The sequence below is a fragment of the Cupriavidus sp. 291-E7 genome (assembly GCF_057798835.1).
This window is the reverse complement of the sequence record NZ_JBYOJV010000002.1, coordinates 463,558-478,171: the sequence shown is the minus strand read 5'-3', so window position 1 is coordinate 478,171 and position 14,614 is coordinate 463,558. Positions and strand designations below refer to the sequence as shown.

Sequence of the window (14,614 nt, the reverse complement as noted above, 5' to 3'; positions counted from 1 at the left end):
CGCGGTGGATGTGTATCGTGATGTTGCTCATGGTGTGCTTCTCCTTTGCAATGTCGGCCTGACGTCGCTTGTCTGTGATGATCAGCACAGACTATTCAGCGGCGATCGGCTTCGGTACTTTTTGTGGCCGCTTTGCGTCCAGCAGGTTCTTCAGCTCCGCAACGAGTACGCGTGAGCGTTCCAAACGGTGATCCCACCACCGGCTTTCCATAATGGCCGCGATGGTCTCGTCGTCAAAGCGCTTGCCGACCACACGTGCCGGCGATCCAGCCACGATTGTGAATGGTTCAACGTCGGCATTCACAAACGAGTTAGCGCCGACGATAGCCCCGATCCCAATGGACACGCCACGGCGGATGATGCAGCCCTCGGCAATCCATGCATCGTGACCGATTGAACAGGACTTCGCGGTCAACTTTTCGCGAGCGTTCTCATAAAAGATACTGCTCGTTGAAATATCGTCGATGGCATGTTCACCAGGGCCGACCGACACGTTGTTCGCGATCGACACATAGTTGCCGATGGTCGTCTTCGTAACCATCGTGTTGAAGCCGATGTAGGTGTAGGCCCCGATCTCGCTATCCTGAGAAATAAACGAGCTCGACATCACTTCGGCGCCCGGCCCTTTGAAGAATGACGCAATAACGTCGTCCGACTTGATCGCTTGCTTGAGCGGCATCGGAATAGGATGCAGCCTGCAATGCTGCTGCCGGAAAATCTGGCGATGCGCGGCAGACCATTCCGCCTCTGATCGGGCATCGCTTGTGTCATAGATGCGGACCTGACGCGAGATTCGCGGTGACTCCCTGACCCAACGCTCCTGAATCTCTTGCACGCTGAGGCCTGCCGGCAGCGTTGCAGCGAAACGCGCCCGCGTAAAGTTCTCGACTTCCGTCTCAGTCATATTCGCTCCCCCATGCCAATCGGGGCGGGCATGTGCCAAAGGCGGCAATTATACGCGCGCTCCACCCTGGAAGCCGCCTATGCCGGGGGCGTTTCCCCTCTGGGTAGTCGACGCGCTCTGCCCGATTAATGCGCTGACCGAACAGCCTATTCATCGAAAATCGTGGCATTACCGATGCCACGAATGATGCCTCGAAATAAATGCAGGATGCCAACGATTCGCTGCAAACTGTGGGGTAGCGCTTAGTTTGGCACAACAGAGAAACAACAAAAAAACGCCGCAAAGCCAGCAAACTCAAGGCTTCCAGCCAGTTTCCCCGTTCTGCGCCATTTGGCACAAAACAGTCAAAAAACGAGCGATTCGTGAACAGGTTTTGCACGATGATTGGCACAGAACGGGCGCCCATGACTACTTCCTGTCCATGACGGCTCGGTAGAGCTTGTCGATCTCGTCGTTCGACAGATCGATCATCGACACCTTCCCGAATACCTTGCGCATGTAGTTCAGCCGCCAGCGGTCGCACTGCAGCTCCTTGCAGCGGGCGTGGATGGCCTGGACGCGCCTGTCGCGCCAGCCAGGCGACTTGGTGGCACCAGGCATACCCTCCAGCCGCGCGCGCCAGCGAACGAGATAGTTCTCCGCTCGATCGAAAAGATCGGCCTGGATTTCCGCGTAGGAATTGACGTTCATGTGAGCATTTAACCTTCGCATGACCGCTGCGGGTGTGACCTGCTGCCCCTCTAGAACCCTTGATACGCCTACGATTTGGTCTCGCAGATCGAGAATTCGACGTTTCTGTGCGGCATCGAGCGTGCCGCAGCCTGTCTGGACAATGGTGACCTTAGGACGGACGTTAAAAACGTTGTGTACGTTCCCGTTCCCCACAAAGACCGTGCCACCGCTCACAGTGACATTGGGCACGACGTGCCCTGGCGCGCTAGCAGGCGCCAACCCTTCATCTTCCCCGACCAGTTTGGCCCAGGCGTCGGCGAAACGACGCCCTTTTTCTTCTACTACCACCTGCATTACCTCCTGAGCGGCCGAGACCAGGAGATTGGCGTCTTCCACCGGCCGCACCACGGAAGGGCCAGTAAATGTCTGATACTAAGTATCGGCACACATGGTACGGCCTTAACCCGAAAGATGCAGGGCCAGGCGCTTTCAATGCGGACCTGCATCTTCCCGGAAACCCAGCTTCAGCAAGGCATTCCGGTGCAAGGGTGAGCGGGAAGCTGCAGCGAGCCTAGGCCACTAACCGGAGGATTCGCTCGACGCTTGGCCCTTCCGATTTGCCTGTCTCGACAATGTAGTCGTAGAGCAGCGCGGCCAACTCCGCCTTCTTCGCAGCGCTGACACTTTTTCCGGTAGCAGCAATTTTCCCCTCCAGTTTGTCCAGGACGAGCTGCAGCAGCTCGACATCCAAAGGACTGGAAGGCGCTTGCGCTCCTGCCTCAAGCTCTGTCAGGAGCATCGGCCCCTTGCCAGTTAGGAGCCAGTTCGCGTTTAAGCCCAGTTCAACTAGGCCGGCCAGCACTCGTGCCTGAGGCGCGCTGCGCCCGCCCTCGTTTTCCTGGATTCCCCGCTTTGTGCCGCCTGCCATCTCCCCCAGGCGGTCCTGTGACACACCTAGTTGTGTTCGAAAGGCCCTCAGTCTTTCGCCAATCTCGTCTTGGAGACGGTTCGCGCTTTCCATCATTTCCCATCCCCGAAGTGCGCCCATTCGTTCGCACTTTCTGCCCCATGTTCGCACTTCATGGAAGCTCCTTATAAATCAAAGAGATACAACTATTTGTGGACAAAACCACGAGAACGCGAAGTGCGAACACAAGTTTCCGCTTGTTAAGCCACAATTTCTTGTGCTATGTTTGCGCTCATGGACAAGTTAAACACCTCAAAAAAACCAGCCCTCGCTGCGAACGAGGACTGGCATCGAGTCGACATCAAGGCGGCTCTGGAGAGGGCTGGCTACTCCCTCCGTCAGCTCAGTCTCCAGCACGGCTACGCCCCTGGTTCGCTCAAGGCAGCCCTGGACACCCCGTGGCCTGGTGCTGAGCAAATCATCGCCCGCGCCATTGGCGTCGCCCCTAAGGTCATTTGGCCCAGCCGATACGACGCAGACGGCAATCCCAAAAGTGGGCGCAATCAGCGCGGCATCGGCCGCTGGTCTACCCGTAAGTCTATCAGCGCACTTAACCATCGCAATGTTGAAAGCGCGGTGGCTGCTTAACCCCAACCCGTCCCAAGGATTTGACATATGAAACGGCGAGCAAATCAGGCGAAGGCGGCAAACCAGCTTGAACTGTCCTTTTTCGAAGTGCCCCCAAAGCCCAAGAACGAAGCCGGCAGCCTGGATATCGCAATGGCTGTCCGCGAAGCACTGGCAAACACCCTCGCCGCAGCAGCAGCGGGCGGCCAGGATCGCCACGATGTCGCCGCGCAGGTTTCGCGTCTGTCTAACCACGACCTGACCAAGAACATGCTCGATCGGTTCTGCGCGCCGAGCGCCGAAGGCTGGCGCTTCCCCGCAGAAGCTATCCCGGCCCTGGTGGTGGCAACGGGCGACTTTCGCCTCCTGGAGATCCTGGCCGCTGCCTGCGGCTGCAAGGTCTACCGGGGCGAGGACGCCAAGCTGGCCGAGATCGGCATGCTGACGATGCAGCAGCGCATCTTGGCAGACCGCCTGACGGAAGCGCGTCGCTCACTGCCCAAGTCGGTCATTGACCGACTGGCCGACGAAGAGGTTAAGCGCACGGGAGGCCGTCAGTGAGGGTCGGACTCGAACAAATCGCCGCTGCGCTGAACGTCACGAAGCGTGCCGTCGAGAAACAAGCGCAGCGCAATGCCTGGCGGTTCGACCTGGAGCCGGTGCGTGGCGGTCACAGAAAGGTGTTCGCGGTCGCGGATCTCCCTCGTGATGTCGGGCGTGAGGTGGAGCGGCGTGCCGGCCTAACACGCAACGCCATCGAGGCAGCGAACGTCGACGCCGCTATCGCCCGCGTCCGCCTGTCAGCAGCAGAGCGTGCTGCTCAGCGCGCCGCCAAGGGCGAGACCAACCTCAAGAAGCTGCTGGAAAGCATGCCCGAGAGCGTTAAGTCCCGCCTCGATGGCCGCTTTGCCATCGTCCGCAGCTGGGAGCAGTGGTTCGCCGCCGCGCAACCCATGAGCCGGTCTATTAGTTGGGAGGCATACGCCCAGGCGTACAACGGCCGCGCGCTGCAGCTGTCGCATGAGGTCGTTGTCGTTTTTCCGAAGGTGTCCGCCCGCTCGGTCCAGCGCTGGGTGCTGGACTACGAGCGCGACGGCATGGCCGGTCTCATTGATGAGAACGACGGGCGCCTCCGCAAGGACGTCAACGTGTTCACCACCCAGCCCATGCTGGAAAAGGTCACGATCGCCCTGCTGATCGCCCGCCCGCACCTGGCCGTGCAGAGCCTACTCGACTTGATCGAGGCTTCAGCCATTGACCAGAAGACCGGCGAGCGCCTGTTTAACCTGCCCAGCTACCACCAAGCATATCGATTCCTGAGCGCCTGGAAGACCAAGAACGCCGAGCTGCTCGTCGCGTCCACCAACCCAGACCAGTGGAAGAACGGGTATATGTCGGCATTCGGCGATGCGTCGGCCGACGTGATCCGTCTTAATCAGCGTTGGGAAATGGACGCCACGCCGGCAGACTGGATGCTGACCGACGAAGACGGCAAACAGCGCCGCTTCACCGCCTCGGTTGTCATCGACGTGTTTAGCCGCCGCATGATCGTCGTGCTTGCGCCGACACCGAAGACCGAAACGCACAAGTTCGCGCTGCGCCTGGCGCTGCTGGCCTGGGGCAAGCCCGAGGAAATCGTCACCGACAACGGTAAGGACTACCAGAGCCGCGAGTTCGTTGAAACGCTCAAGCAGCTGGAAATCCACCACCACACGACCGGCCCGTTCTCCCCCTGGGAAAAACCGCACGTCGAGCGCGGCATCCAGACTCTGCTGCATTCCAACCTGGAGGCGCTGTCCTCATTTGTCGGTCACAGCGTGGCAGAGCGGTCAGCGATAGAGGCACGTCGCAGCTTCGCTGAGCGCCTGTTCAAGAAAGACCAGGTGGTCGAGTTGGCCATGCCGGCCGACGAGCTGCAGAGCCTGATCAACAACTGGCTCAAAGGCACCTACGAACAGAACGAACACGGTGGCTTGAACGAAGAAACACCGTTCGCACGTGCCGCCTCCTATCGCGGCCAGATTCATCGCATCGCCGACGAGCGCGCAATGGACATTCTGCTCGCCCCGCCGGCTGGTAAGGGCACCTATGTGGTCACCAAGAAGGGGCTGACCATCGAAGGCACCAACTTTATTGCGCCAGAACTCGCCTTGTATGTGGGCCGCGACGTGGCTGTTCGCCAGGGCGAGGATCTCGGCGAGATCGTTGTGTACCACGAGGGCGACTTCGTGTGCATTGCGGTGTGTCCCGAGCGTAAGGGCGTGTCCCGCAAGGAAATCGCCGCTCACGCGCGCCAGATGCAGCGCGCAAACATTCAGGAGCAGCGCAAGGCTGCGAAGTCGACCAAGGTCGACCCCGACGGAGCCATCCAGTCGCTGCTGCGTAGCCGCGCAGAGGCGGCAGGCAAGCTGACAACGCTGCCGAATCCGACGGTGGCGCATGAAACCGCTGCGCTGGCCGCAGCGGGTGCCGCCTACCGCGCACTGAATGGCCGCACTGCCAACACACCGGTGCCGGCTGACTTGCAACAGATCCTCGACAAGCGCAAGCAAGTCGAATCCACCCCGGCGGAAGCCTCGCCGGCCACCAATGTCCACGCCATCCCGGAAACGCCGCAGTTGCGCTTCCGCAAGTGGCTGGAACTCGACCAGATCGTCGCCAATGGAGGGGCAATTGACGATACGCGCCTGCTGCGTTTCTACGCCACGTATCCGCAGTCGGCCGAGCACGCAGCAATGAAAAAACGCCACCTGGAAGCAACCCAGGCGGCGTCGTCCAACGGCACCGGCATGGTTGCAGCCATCCGGCACGCCTCTCTGTAACCCAAAAAGGCAGATTCATTATGGTCAAAAACACCAACGCAGGCAAACCTGTGACTCCCCGTGCCGCCGGCGGCGTGGCCAACATCGGCACGCTCGACCTGGTCTCCGCGACGTTGGAGCGCTTGGACACACGCCGCTCGGGCCTGCCCGGTATGGCCGTGCTGTATGGGCCGGCTGGCTGGGGCAAGACGTTTGCCACCAACGTCCTGGCGATCGAGAGCCGCGCCTACTACGTCCAGATGCGCAGCGCTTGGCGCTCGAAAAGCCTGCTCGAAAAGATCCTGTTCGAGATGGGCGTTAAGCATGGCAAGGCGACCGTTCCCGCTCTCCTGGACATGGTCTGCGAGCAGCTGAGCACTTCGCGCCGCACCCTGATCCTGGACGAATTCGACTACGCCACGAAGTCGGACTCCCTCATCGAGCTGGCACGCGATATCTACGAAGGCTCGCAGGGGTCCCTGTTGCTGGTCGGCGAGGAACTGCTGCCCAAGAAGCTGGAGCAATGGGAGCGTTTCCACTCCCGCGTGCTGACGTGGGCGCCGGCCCAACCCGTAACGGTCGACGACGCCGTGCAGCTGGCTGCGATCTACGCGCCCAACGTGGAGCTGACCCGCGATGTGCTTGCCCACTTGGTCCAGGCTTCGAAAGGCTCAGTACGCCGCGTGTCGGTCAACCTCACGCAGCTGCACGAGCATTGCCTGACCTACGGCATCGACGTGTGCACGGTCGCTGACATGGACAAGGTCGCCATCTACACCGGCCGCGCGCCGGAACGGAGGCTGTGATGAACGCCGGCACCCTGACGTTTTCCAGCTTCGAGCACTGCCATTACCAGATCGGCCGCTCCGACGCACCGGAGATCAAGGCTCGCGGCGTGATCCAGACCACCCTGTCGACGGATCAGTGCGGCGCGTCGCTGGACGTGACTCTGAACGGTTCCCGTCGCCATCAGCGCGTTGTGGTCACCATTCCTCTTTCGGCGGCCGACATCGATGGGCTGATTCACCAACTGCAAGCGATGCGCGACATGCTCCGCTCCCACAAGGGAGGCAACCATGCCGCGTAGGCCCGTGACTCTCGAAATGAAGGGCGGAAAGTCGCCGCGCCAGCGCGTGTGGGAAGCCATCCGTGCCCAGCGTCGCAGCTTCACGCAGGAGTCTCTGGCGGAAGCGGTGTGCGGCATGGAAAGCATTATCCAAGACTACATCCGCGCCTTGCTCAAGGCCGACATCGTCGGCGTTATCGCGGAGGAGAAGGTAAGCCGGGGCGCCAATATCGTCCGACGGACCTACCGTCTCGTCCAGGATAACGGCGTCGAGGCTCCCCGTATTCGACGGAACGGCGAGCTGGTCGTCCAGGGCGCAGGCAACGAGGCGATGTGGGGAACGATGCGCCGAATGTTTGAGCGCAAGGACTTTAACTTCCGCGAACTCGCTGCCTTCGCCAGCACGCCGGACAACCGCATCAGCGAGGAGACCGCGAAGACCTACGTGCTCGCGCTCGCTGCCGCCGGCTACCTCCAATGCACGAAGGCCACGGTGAAGGGACGCAATGCAGCACCGGCTCGCTATGTGCTCATCCAGCGCATGTACACCGGCCCGCGCGCCCCGATGGTCCAGCGTACCAAGGTCGTGTTCGATCCGAATGAAAACCGCGTGATGTGGACCGATCCGAAGGAGTTCGAAGATGCCCTCTGAATTGAAGGCTCGGCCCGCCTACATGGATGCGGACTGGTTCGTATCCCTGCAGCGAGAGGTTAAGGCGAGCACGCAGAAGAAGGTTGCCGAGCGCCTCGGTGTGTCGCGCTCGACCCTGACTGTGCTGATGAACGGCCTGGGCGAGTACGGCAATGGCGGCGCGAAGACGGATCGCTTCGAGATCCGCTTCCGCCAGGCGTTCGAGCAGATCGAATGTCCGTTCAACGGCGAGACGGTCGGCGCGCAGCACTGCCGCGAGAAGGCGCTGCGCAGCGCCCCTACGCACAACCCCCTGCAGCTTAATCACTGGAAGGCGTGCCAAGACTGTCGTTACAAGCCCGCACCCGCCAAGGACCTGCCTATGGCAGCCATCGACACGAAGACGCTGCCGCTGCCCATAGTCGGAGCGCCGCAGATTGATCTCACTCAGGAGCCAGCATGAACAGCACGCAACGCAACGCACCGACCACGCGCCAGGGTCGCACCATGTCGCTGCCCGAAGCCCTGCGCCGTGACGGCCCCGCCGCAACAGAGCTGCGAGAGTGCTTCCGCACCATGCGCGCGGAGTTGCGCCGGTGCCTCGCGCGCTTGCGCATCTATCGCCAGCTGGAGGCGATCGACCGCGAGGCCGATCGCGCTCAGCGCGAACTGGCCTGGCTGCGCGACGAACTCGACAACCAGGAGAACAACTGGATTCGCCTGCAGTTCGCACACAAGTGCGACCGTGAAGCCCTGACCGCACGTCTGCAGCAGCTCTCCGGAGGCGCGAAGTGAAAAAGCCTTTCTCCTTCCGCGCATTCCTGCACACCCGCCTGGGCGCAGTCATCTGGACGCTCCTGGTGGCCATCCTGGCCTACCAAGCGGGCCAGATTTCCAGCGTGAAGCACGCCGACACGGCTGCCCGCGCAGCACGAATCACCACCTGAGGAGCGAACATGAGCACGCCATCCAACAAGCAAATCCTGATTGCCGCCATCAAGGCCAATCCTGGCATTCGTACCCCCGAGCTGGTCGAAATGACTTCGATCGACAACCCGGCTGCCTATATCACCGGTGAGATCGACCGCAAAGAGATCCTGGTCGAGAAGATCACCTCCGAGCACGGCGGCCGCCCGCTGAACACCTACCGCATCAACGCTGAGAACCCGCCCGACGAAACGCTCACGCCCCGTCAGCGCATGGTAAAGGCCGATGTCAGCGCGAAGACTATCGCCTCGGATGTCAGCTTCGCGCTGTCGTCGCGTGGCGAACTCACGATTACCGATGGTCGTAAGACTGTTTCGCTGCCGCCTGACGGTACCCGTCAGCTCGTCGCCTATCTCGACCGCATCAACGTCGACCAGGTGATGCGCTCGGCAGGGGTCGCCTGATGCCGATGCCGTCCTTCCGCTGCCCTTGCTGCCGAAATGAGCTGACGGTGGAGGTCGTGTTCGCGCACGAGGGCGTGCGCGAATCCGTCCAACACCTGATCAATGCTCATCCGGCGGCCAGCAAGCTGCTGCGACCGTTGCTGGCCTATGTTGGCCTGTTCGCCCCGGAAAAGACGGACATGCGCTACGAGCGTGTGGCGTCGATCCTGGGCGAGCTGGTGCCGATGATCAAGTCCGGCATCGTGCGCGACGCGAACGGGACGGAGTGGCCCGCGCCGATGGATTACTGGTGCCAGGGATTTGAGGAGATGCTCGCCCGCCGCGACGCTGGCGTGGCCGGTGGCCTGCGGCTGCCCCTCAAGTCGCATGGATACCTGTGCGCCATCGTCGCAGGCCACTCCAACAAGTCCGCCGCCAGCACCGAGCGCAACAACGAAGCCCAACGGGCAGGCCACGCGGGTTTTGGCACCCCAGCCAACCGCGTGCAGTCCGTTACCCACCATACCCCGGAACCGCGCAACGCGATCGATCCTGCCATCCGCCAGGAAATGCTGCGCGCAGCCAATAGCCGCAAGGCTGACACCACTATCCAACAGGAAACGCAATGAGCGAAGCAACTATCCCGGCCGGCTACCTGAAAGACGCGCGCGGCCGTCTGGTTCATGAAAGCATGGTTAAGCCCATCGACCGCGCCCGCGACCAGATTGTCACCGAGCTGGTGGGCCTGGCCAAGACACAGCACGCTGCCCTGGCCAACTTCAAGAAGCGCGTTTTCGGTGATACCGAGGCATTCATCTCGATGTCGGCCGAGGAGTATGGGACCAAGGTGGGCGGCGCCAAGGGCAACGTCACGCTGCACAGCTTCGATGGCCAGTACAAGATCCAGATCCAACGCGCCGACAACATTACGTTCGACGAGCGCCTGCAGGCTGCTAAGGCCATGATCGACGAGCTGCTCGCTGAGTGGACCGAAGGCTCTCGACCGGAGATCCAGTCGCTGATCCAGGGCGCCTTCGATACTGACAAGGAAGGCAATCTGAACACCGGCCGCATTCTTTCCCTGCGCCGCCTGGATATTCAGGACACCCGATGGAAACAAGCGATGTTTGCCATCTCCGATTCCATCCAGGTCGTCGGCACGAAAACCTATGTCCGCGTGTATGAGCGCATCGGCGATACCGAGAAGTACCGTCCGATCTCGCTCGACATCGCGGCAATCTAAGGGGTGGTCATGGGAGCGCTGACGAAAGAACAGATCACCGCGATCGAATATGAGCTTGCCTCTCCTTTTGGGCGCGTAGTGCTGGCCTGCGACAGCTACAAGATCACCGTCGCGGTCGAGCAGAAGTCGCCGCGCAAGTACGAGCTAATGGTGTACGTGAACGATGTTTTCAAGGGTGTTTGGACGAAGGGAGGCTGCGAAGAGGCAACACGTTTCCTGCGGCCCGTGACCATCGAACTTTTCAAACCGGCACAGAAGGCCAAGATCCTTAAGGACATGGGAAAGCGCCACGGGTCGAAGTTCCTTGCCCAATACAACAAGACTTCGACGATCTATCTGCCCATGTGGCAATCGGTGCGCTCGATGATCCGGCACTTCTGCAAACACAGCGAGTCGGTTTCGGTGACGTCGACCGGCTACACGACGGCAAAAGAAGGCGCCACATCGAACGTGCTCGTGAAAGAGCTGGATTTCGAGATTTAACCCAATATCAACGAAGGACCACATCATGAACAAGCAAGAACTGGTAGCTCACGTCGCCGACGAAGTCGGCCTCAGCAAAGCAGAAGCCGAGCGCGCGCTCAATGCCGTGATCAATGGCGTGACGCAAACGTTAGCCAAGGGCGGCACTGTTGCCATCACGGGCTTCGGCGCCTTCGCAGTCGTCACGCGAGCAGCACGCGGCGCGCGCAATCCGAAGACCGGCGAAGAGATTCGGATTCCGGCAGCCCGCGTGCCGAAGTTCAAGCCAGGCAGCAACCTCAAGGCTGCAGTGGCCTGATGCGAAACACCCGCTAGCGCGGGTGTCTGCCTGGCGTGGTGGCCTGGCACTGATGAGCAGCCAAACCGAGGACTGATATGACGGAACAAAGCATAGAGCGGGCCGCAATTGCGCTCTGCCGGGTCATGTACCCCGAAGCCTGGAACGCCGGGAAGAACTGGGAAGGGTTTCCCGAGACGACGCGCGCAGCAATGCGACATGCAGCCCACGCTGCCTGGGTCGTGCTGAGCGAGGAGGTGCGCGCCGTGATCGACAACGACGCCTATGCGATCACGTTTCAGACGATGGGCCAGTATCGCGCCGCGTTGAAGATCGCGTTCGTCCCGGAGCGCGCGCAATGACCGACACGGCATGGACCTCGCTGGTCATGATCGTTCTTATCGTCGGTGTCATCGCCTACATGGCTTGGTCGGATTACCTCGACCGCAAGTACCCAACGGAGTGAGCCACATGGTCGCCGCAACAACCCTCGCCAAGATCCATATCGCCAAGAAGCAGTTGGCGATGGAAGACGACGCATATCGCGCCATGCTAGAGAGCGTGGGCGGTGTTACGTCGGCCAAGGACCTGACGCCGTTCGGCGCGGCGAAGGTTCTGGCTCACCTCGAAAAATGCGGATTCAAGCCCGCACAGAAGTTCGGTCGCCGGCCAACGCCGAACCGCCGTGATCGCAAGAAGCTCATCGGCAAGATTGAGGCACTCCTCGCCGAGGCGAAGCGCCCGTGGTCGTATGCCGATGCAATGGCCGCACATATGTTCAAAGTCGACCAGGTTACCTGGTGCGATGCCGACCAGCTGTGGCGCATCACTGCCGCGCTGCAGAAAGATGCCAACCGCCACGGGAGGTAACATGGATCTGTCAGAAGTCACCAACCTGCTGCCGGCCGTTGCACGTGCGATCGTGCGGACCATCGGCATTCAACAAACGATCCGCCTGGTCGACCGCTTGGGCGGATCGACGTTTCCCGTGCCGCTGCGCAAGAACGCGGCCGGCGAGATCCGGTACCAGATTCTGGTGGAGACTGTCGGTGAAGAGGCTGCCACGCAGCTCGTCGGTGTGTTGGGTGGCCAGGAGGTCTACATTCCGCTATGCGCCGCCGCGTTGCGTGAGCTGCGTGACCGCGAGATGCGTACCGAATTCGATAGCATGACCGGCAAGGAACTGCAGTACAGTGCGCTGCATGCTGTTGCGCAGCTGGCCATCCGGTACCGTATTTCCGATCGGCAGGTATGGCGCATCCTGAATCAAACGAATCGGGATGGACCGCCGAAGACGTCTCAAGCTACACTGTTTTGATGGCACCGAAGCCCCGCACCTCGCGGGGCTTTTGCTTTCCCACCCCCTGACACTCACCACCATTCGCGGGTGCTGTGCCTGATACGAGACTGTGTGCTGTATCCACAGTCATCTGCAGGGGGCAGCGTGCAACCGCGCGGCATTCGAAACAACAATCCCGGAAACATCCGTTGGGGCGATAGCTGGCAGGGGCTGATCGCCTCGCACATGCGCACCGACAAGAGCTTCTGCCAATTCACCGAACCGGTCTACGGATTGCGCGCCATCTGCGTGATCCTGGTGAACTACGGCAGCAGGAATGGACAACCAAATATCGGCGCTCCCGGCATCGACACGGTGCGCGAGGTCATCGGTCGCTGGGCGCCGCCCAACGAAAACGATACTGAATCGTACATCGCCAGCGTGGCCAAGGCCGTGGGAGTTGATCCCAACCGGCACATCGACCTCTCGTCGCCCGACATCCTGCGCAAGCTGGTGCCGGCCATTGTCCAGCACGAGAACGGCACGCAGCCGTACTCGGCCGAGCAGATCGACAAGGCCATTCGCATGGCCGGCATCGTATGAGCTGGAAGTTCTCTGATCTCTTCACCGACGAGCGCACCGGCCGCCTGTCGCACACGAAGCTGTGGCCAAACGTGGCGAATGCCGTGGCCACCGCCGTCTTCGTGCGCGCTGGCTGGCAGGGCCAGCTCACGGCAGATATCTGGTGGGCATACCTGGCATGCGTGGGCGGATACACGGCCGTCATGCGTCTGGCTCAGGTGATCCGCGAAAGGAAGGCCAATGAACGGACTTAACCGCGCCGAAGCGATCGTCCTTGCCGCGCTGTCGCTTCTAGCAGGCGCGGCGTTGTGCACGCCTGCTGCACTTTGGTATGGAGCGAGCCATGCCAGCGCCGTCGGCAACACCAAGTTGGCCGAGTTGCGCGAGCAGACCACCAACGCCAATGCCAAGGCCCTGCGGGACGCTGGCGAAGTGCTGGCCCAAGAAACTGCGCGCGGCAATCGATTGAGTGCCCAACTCGACCAAGCGCAGGACCGGATCGATACGCTTTCCCGTCAACTTCAATCCAAGGTGGACCATGTCTCGACCGTCTATCGTCCGACGCCTGACGCTGCAGTGCAGCCTTTGCCTCGCTGTGTCTTCACTCGTGGCTGGCTGCGCAGCTACAACACCGCCATCGGCGCTGGTGTGCCCGAGGCCGGCGAAGGCCCCGGCGCATCTGCTCAAGCGGCCGACGCCGGTGGAGCCGCTGCGGGAGAAGACGATCTCCTCCCCGCCAATATCGACCAGCGCGACATCCTGACGCACCACATCGACTACGCCGCGCGTGCCCGCAAGCTGGAGGAAGCGCTGAATCGGCTGATCGACTACGAGGAAGGCAAGGATGTTCAGTAACCGCGCTCTCGACCACGCCTCCCAGATCGAACAGGCTGAACGCCAGCATGCCATCGAGCGCGTTCGTGCTCGTAAGCCTGCAGGCCAGTCCGCCGAGTTCTGCCAGGACGAAGCATGCGGCGAACCGATCCCTGAGGCGCGGCGCCAGGCAGTGCCAGGTTGCCGCTTCTGCATCGACTGCCAGGCACGGCGGGAGAAAGCACGATGACGATCAGCCTCGGCCAGATCTGGGAAGTCCTGAAAGTCCTTGTCTCCATTGCCGTGGCGATCGGTGGCCCGGCTCTGACTTGGTGGCTTGCGCGGGAGCGCGCTGAGCGCCAAGAGGTCAAGGCGACGACTAAGGCATTGGGCGGGGAACTCACCAACCTCAAGCTGGAGTTGGCAAAGAACTACGTCCTCAAGGAAGACGTAAAGGACAGCCGACAGGAGGTGCTCGACGCCGTCGACCGCCTGGCTGCGAAGGTTGATCGTATCTACGACAAGCTGGACAACAAAGCAGACAAAACCTGATGACCACCTCCAACGAAAGTGAAGAGCTGCGCCTGCTGCGCCAGATTGGCGGCCAGGTAAGCGGCATGGATGCCAAGCTCGATGCAATGGACGCGAAGATCGATCGCATCGAAGGTCGCGCCATTCGTCTCGGTGCGACCGCTGGTGCTGCCGCTGGCGGCATTACCGGTGGCATCGTAGCCGTGGGCGTGATGCTGGCCAAGATCAAGCTGGGAGCCTGAGTTCATGCCAGGCGTCAAGATCAAGTTCAAGGACGGCACGATCCGTGACTTTCCATATCCGGCCCATGTGCTCGGATACGAAGGCGCCTTCGTGATCATCCAAGGCGAAGACGGGCCGACGCACGCCTTCCCGGCCGCGGACGTGCTCGAAGTCATCGAAACGCCACGGCCGCGCTGGTAAGACAC

Annotated in this window: 27 protein-coding genes and 1 other RNA gene; 25 read left to right on the top strand and 3 right to left on the bottom strand. The window is 61.3% G+C overall.

Features of this window, described 5'->3' with window-relative positions:
- Positions 1-91 precede the first annotated feature (91 nt).
- The 3 genes from AC3FLX_RS05215 to AC3FLX_RS05205 form a co-directional block, all read right to left on the bottom strand.
- Positions 92-904, bottom strand: coding sequence for a CatB-related O-acetyltransferase (locus AC3FLX_RS05215; RefSeq protein ID WP_488694463.1), 813 nt, complete (start codon positions 902-904; stop codon positions 92-94).
- Positions 905-1,312: 408 nt separating this feature from the next.
- Positions 1,313-1,972 (bottom strand): hypothetical protein, encoded by a 660-nt coding sequence (locus AC3FLX_RS05210; RefSeq protein WP_488694462.1) that lies wholly within the window; start codon positions 1,970-1,972, stop codon positions 1,313-1,315.
- Between the two features lie 175 nt (positions 1,973-2,147).
- Positions 2,148-2,600, bottom strand: a complete 453-nt coding sequence (locus tag AC3FLX_RS05205; RefSeq protein ID WP_488694461.1) for a helix-turn-helix domain-containing protein — start codon at positions 2,598-2,600, stop codon at positions 2,148-2,150.
- Between the two features lie 177 nt (positions 2,601-2,777).
- Between AC3FLX_RS05205 and AC3FLX_RS05200 the strand changes: the two genes are divergently transcribed.
- From AC3FLX_RS05200 to AC3FLX_RS05080, 25 genes are all read left to right on the top strand, one after another.
- Positions 2,778-3,131 (top strand): helix-turn-helix domain-containing protein, encoded by a 354-nt coding sequence (locus AC3FLX_RS05200; RefSeq protein WP_488694460.1) that lies wholly within the window; start codon positions 2,778-2,780, stop codon positions 3,129-3,131.
- Between the two features lie 27 nt (positions 3,132-3,158).
- Positions 3,159-3,671 (top strand): hypothetical protein, encoded by a 513-nt coding sequence (locus tag AC3FLX_RS05195; protein ID WP_488694459.1) that lies wholly within the window; start codon positions 3,159-3,161, stop codon positions 3,669-3,671.
- On the top strand, positions 3,668-5,932 hold the full coding sequence (locus tag AC3FLX_RS05190; protein ID WP_488694458.1) for a DDE-type integrase/transposase/recombinase: 2,265 nt from the start codon (positions 3,668-3,670) through the stop codon (positions 5,930-5,932). Before AC3FLX_RS05195 ends, AC3FLX_RS05190 begins: the two co-directional genes overlap by 4 nt.
- 50 nt (positions 5,933-5,982) lie before the next feature.
- A complete protein-coding gene (locus AC3FLX_RS05185) occupies positions 5,983-6,717 on the top strand; it encodes an AAA family ATPase (RefSeq protein WP_488694457.1) in 735 nt (244 codons plus the stop codon).
- Positions 6,717-6,998, top strand: coding sequence for a hypothetical protein (locus AC3FLX_RS05180; protein ID WP_488694456.1), 282 nt, complete (start codon positions 6,717-6,719; stop codon positions 6,996-6,998). Before AC3FLX_RS05185 ends, AC3FLX_RS05180 begins: the two co-directional genes overlap by 1 nt.
- Before the next feature lie 4 nt (positions 6,999-7,002).
- Positions 7,003-7,629, top strand: coding sequence for a hypothetical protein (locus AC3FLX_RS05175; protein ID WP_488694455.1), 627 nt, complete (start codon positions 7,003-7,005; stop codon positions 7,627-7,629).
- Complete coding sequence (locus AC3FLX_RS05170; RefSeq protein WP_488694454.1) at positions 7,619-8,071, top strand: helix-turn-helix domain-containing protein; 453 nt, start codon at positions 7,619-7,621, stop codon at positions 8,069-8,071. The genes AC3FLX_RS05175 and AC3FLX_RS05170 overlap by 11 nt, the downstream gene beginning before the upstream one ends.
- Positions 8,068-8,403, top strand: a complete 336-nt coding sequence (locus tag AC3FLX_RS05165; RefSeq protein WP_488694453.1) for a hypothetical protein — start codon at positions 8,068-8,070, stop codon at positions 8,401-8,403. The genes AC3FLX_RS05170 and AC3FLX_RS05165 overlap by 4 nt, the downstream gene beginning before the upstream one ends.
- Complete coding sequence (locus AC3FLX_RS05160) at positions 8,400-8,555, top strand: hypothetical protein (RefSeq protein WP_488694452.1); 156 nt, start codon at positions 8,400-8,402, stop codon at positions 8,553-8,555. The genes AC3FLX_RS05165 and AC3FLX_RS05160 overlap by 4 nt, the downstream gene beginning before the upstream one ends.
- 9 nt (positions 8,556-8,564) lie before the next feature.
- Positions 8,565-8,999 carry a hypothetical protein gene (locus AC3FLX_RS05155; RefSeq protein ID WP_488694451.1) on the top strand — a complete coding sequence of 145 codons (435 nt, stop codon included), beginning with the start codon at positions 8,565-8,567 and terminating at the stop codon, positions 8,997-8,999.
- Complete coding sequence (locus tag AC3FLX_RS05150) at positions 8,999-9,607, top strand: hypothetical protein (RefSeq protein ID WP_488694450.1); 609 nt, start codon at positions 8,999-9,001, stop codon at positions 9,605-9,607. The genes AC3FLX_RS05155 and AC3FLX_RS05150 overlap by 1 nt, the downstream gene beginning before the upstream one ends.
- Positions 9,604-10,221: a DUF3164 family protein gene (locus tag AC3FLX_RS05145; protein WP_488694449.1), complete on the top strand. Its 618-nt coding sequence runs from the start codon at positions 9,604-9,606 to the stop codon at positions 10,219-10,221. Before AC3FLX_RS05150 ends, AC3FLX_RS05145 begins: the two co-directional genes overlap by 4 nt.
- A gap of 9 nt (positions 10,222-10,230) precedes the next feature.
- Entirely contained in the window at positions 10,231-10,704 is a 474-nt protein-coding gene (locus AC3FLX_RS05140) for a hypothetical protein (RefSeq protein ID WP_488694448.1), read from the top strand.
- A 25-nt stretch (positions 10,705-10,729) separates the two neighbouring features.
- Positions 10,730-11,002 (top strand): HU family DNA-binding protein, encoded by a 273-nt coding sequence (locus AC3FLX_RS05135; RefSeq protein ID WP_488694446.1) that lies wholly within the window; start codon positions 10,730-10,732, stop codon positions 11,000-11,002.
- An RNA gene (locus AC3FLX_RS05130) (hammerhead ribozyme type II) lies at positions 11,002-11,068 on the top strand. The genes AC3FLX_RS05135 and AC3FLX_RS05130 overlap by 1 nt, the downstream gene beginning before the upstream one ends.
- A gap of 11 nt (positions 11,069-11,079) precedes the next feature.
- Complete coding sequence (locus tag AC3FLX_RS05125; RefSeq protein ID WP_488694445.1) at positions 11,080-11,343, top strand: hypothetical protein; 264 nt, start codon at positions 11,080-11,082, stop codon at positions 11,341-11,343.
- A gap of 109 nt (positions 11,344-11,452) precedes the next feature.
- Positions 11,453-11,851, top strand: a complete 399-nt coding sequence (locus AC3FLX_RS05120) for a gp16 family protein (protein ID WP_488694443.1) — start codon at positions 11,453-11,455, stop codon at positions 11,849-11,851.
- A gap of 1 nt (position 11,852) precedes the next feature.
- Complete coding sequence (locus AC3FLX_RS05115; RefSeq protein WP_488694442.1) at positions 11,853-12,299, top strand: Mor transcription activator family protein; 447 nt, start codon at positions 11,853-11,855, stop codon at positions 12,297-12,299.
- Positions 12,300-12,392: 93 nt separating this feature from the next.
- Complete coding sequence (locus AC3FLX_RS05110; RefSeq protein WP_488694440.1) at positions 12,393-12,863, top strand: structural protein P5; 471 nt, start codon at positions 12,393-12,395, stop codon at positions 12,861-12,863.
- Positions 12,860-13,096, top strand: a complete 237-nt coding sequence (locus AC3FLX_RS05105) for a DUF2644 domain-containing protein (RefSeq protein ID WP_488694438.1) — start codon at positions 12,860-12,862, stop codon at positions 13,094-13,096. Before AC3FLX_RS05110 ends, AC3FLX_RS05105 begins: the two co-directional genes overlap by 4 nt.
- Positions 13,083-13,697 carry a hypothetical protein gene (locus AC3FLX_RS05100; RefSeq protein ID WP_488694436.1) on the top strand — a complete coding sequence of 205 codons (615 nt, stop codon included), beginning with the start codon at positions 13,083-13,085 and terminating at the stop codon, positions 13,695-13,697. Before AC3FLX_RS05105 ends, AC3FLX_RS05100 begins: the two co-directional genes overlap by 14 nt.
- Positions 13,687-13,905, top strand: coding sequence for a TraR/DksA C4-type zinc finger protein (locus AC3FLX_RS05095; RefSeq protein ID WP_488694434.1), 219 nt, complete (start codon positions 13,687-13,689; stop codon positions 13,903-13,905). Before AC3FLX_RS05100 ends, AC3FLX_RS05095 begins: the two co-directional genes overlap by 11 nt.
- Positions 13,902-14,207, top strand: a complete 306-nt coding sequence (locus AC3FLX_RS05090) for a hypothetical protein (protein WP_488694432.1) — start codon at positions 13,902-13,904, stop codon at positions 14,205-14,207. Before AC3FLX_RS05095 ends, AC3FLX_RS05090 begins: the two co-directional genes overlap by 4 nt.
- Complete coding sequence (locus AC3FLX_RS05085; protein ID WP_488694430.1) at positions 14,207-14,428, top strand: hypothetical protein; 222 nt, start codon at positions 14,207-14,209, stop codon at positions 14,426-14,428. Before AC3FLX_RS05090 ends, AC3FLX_RS05085 begins: the two co-directional genes overlap by 1 nt.
- A gap of 4 nt (positions 14,429-14,432) precedes the next feature.
- Positions 14,433-14,609, top strand: a complete 177-nt coding sequence (locus tag AC3FLX_RS05080) for a hypothetical protein (protein ID WP_488694429.1) — start codon at positions 14,433-14,435, stop codon at positions 14,607-14,609.
- Positions 14,610-14,614 lie beyond the last annotated feature (5 nt).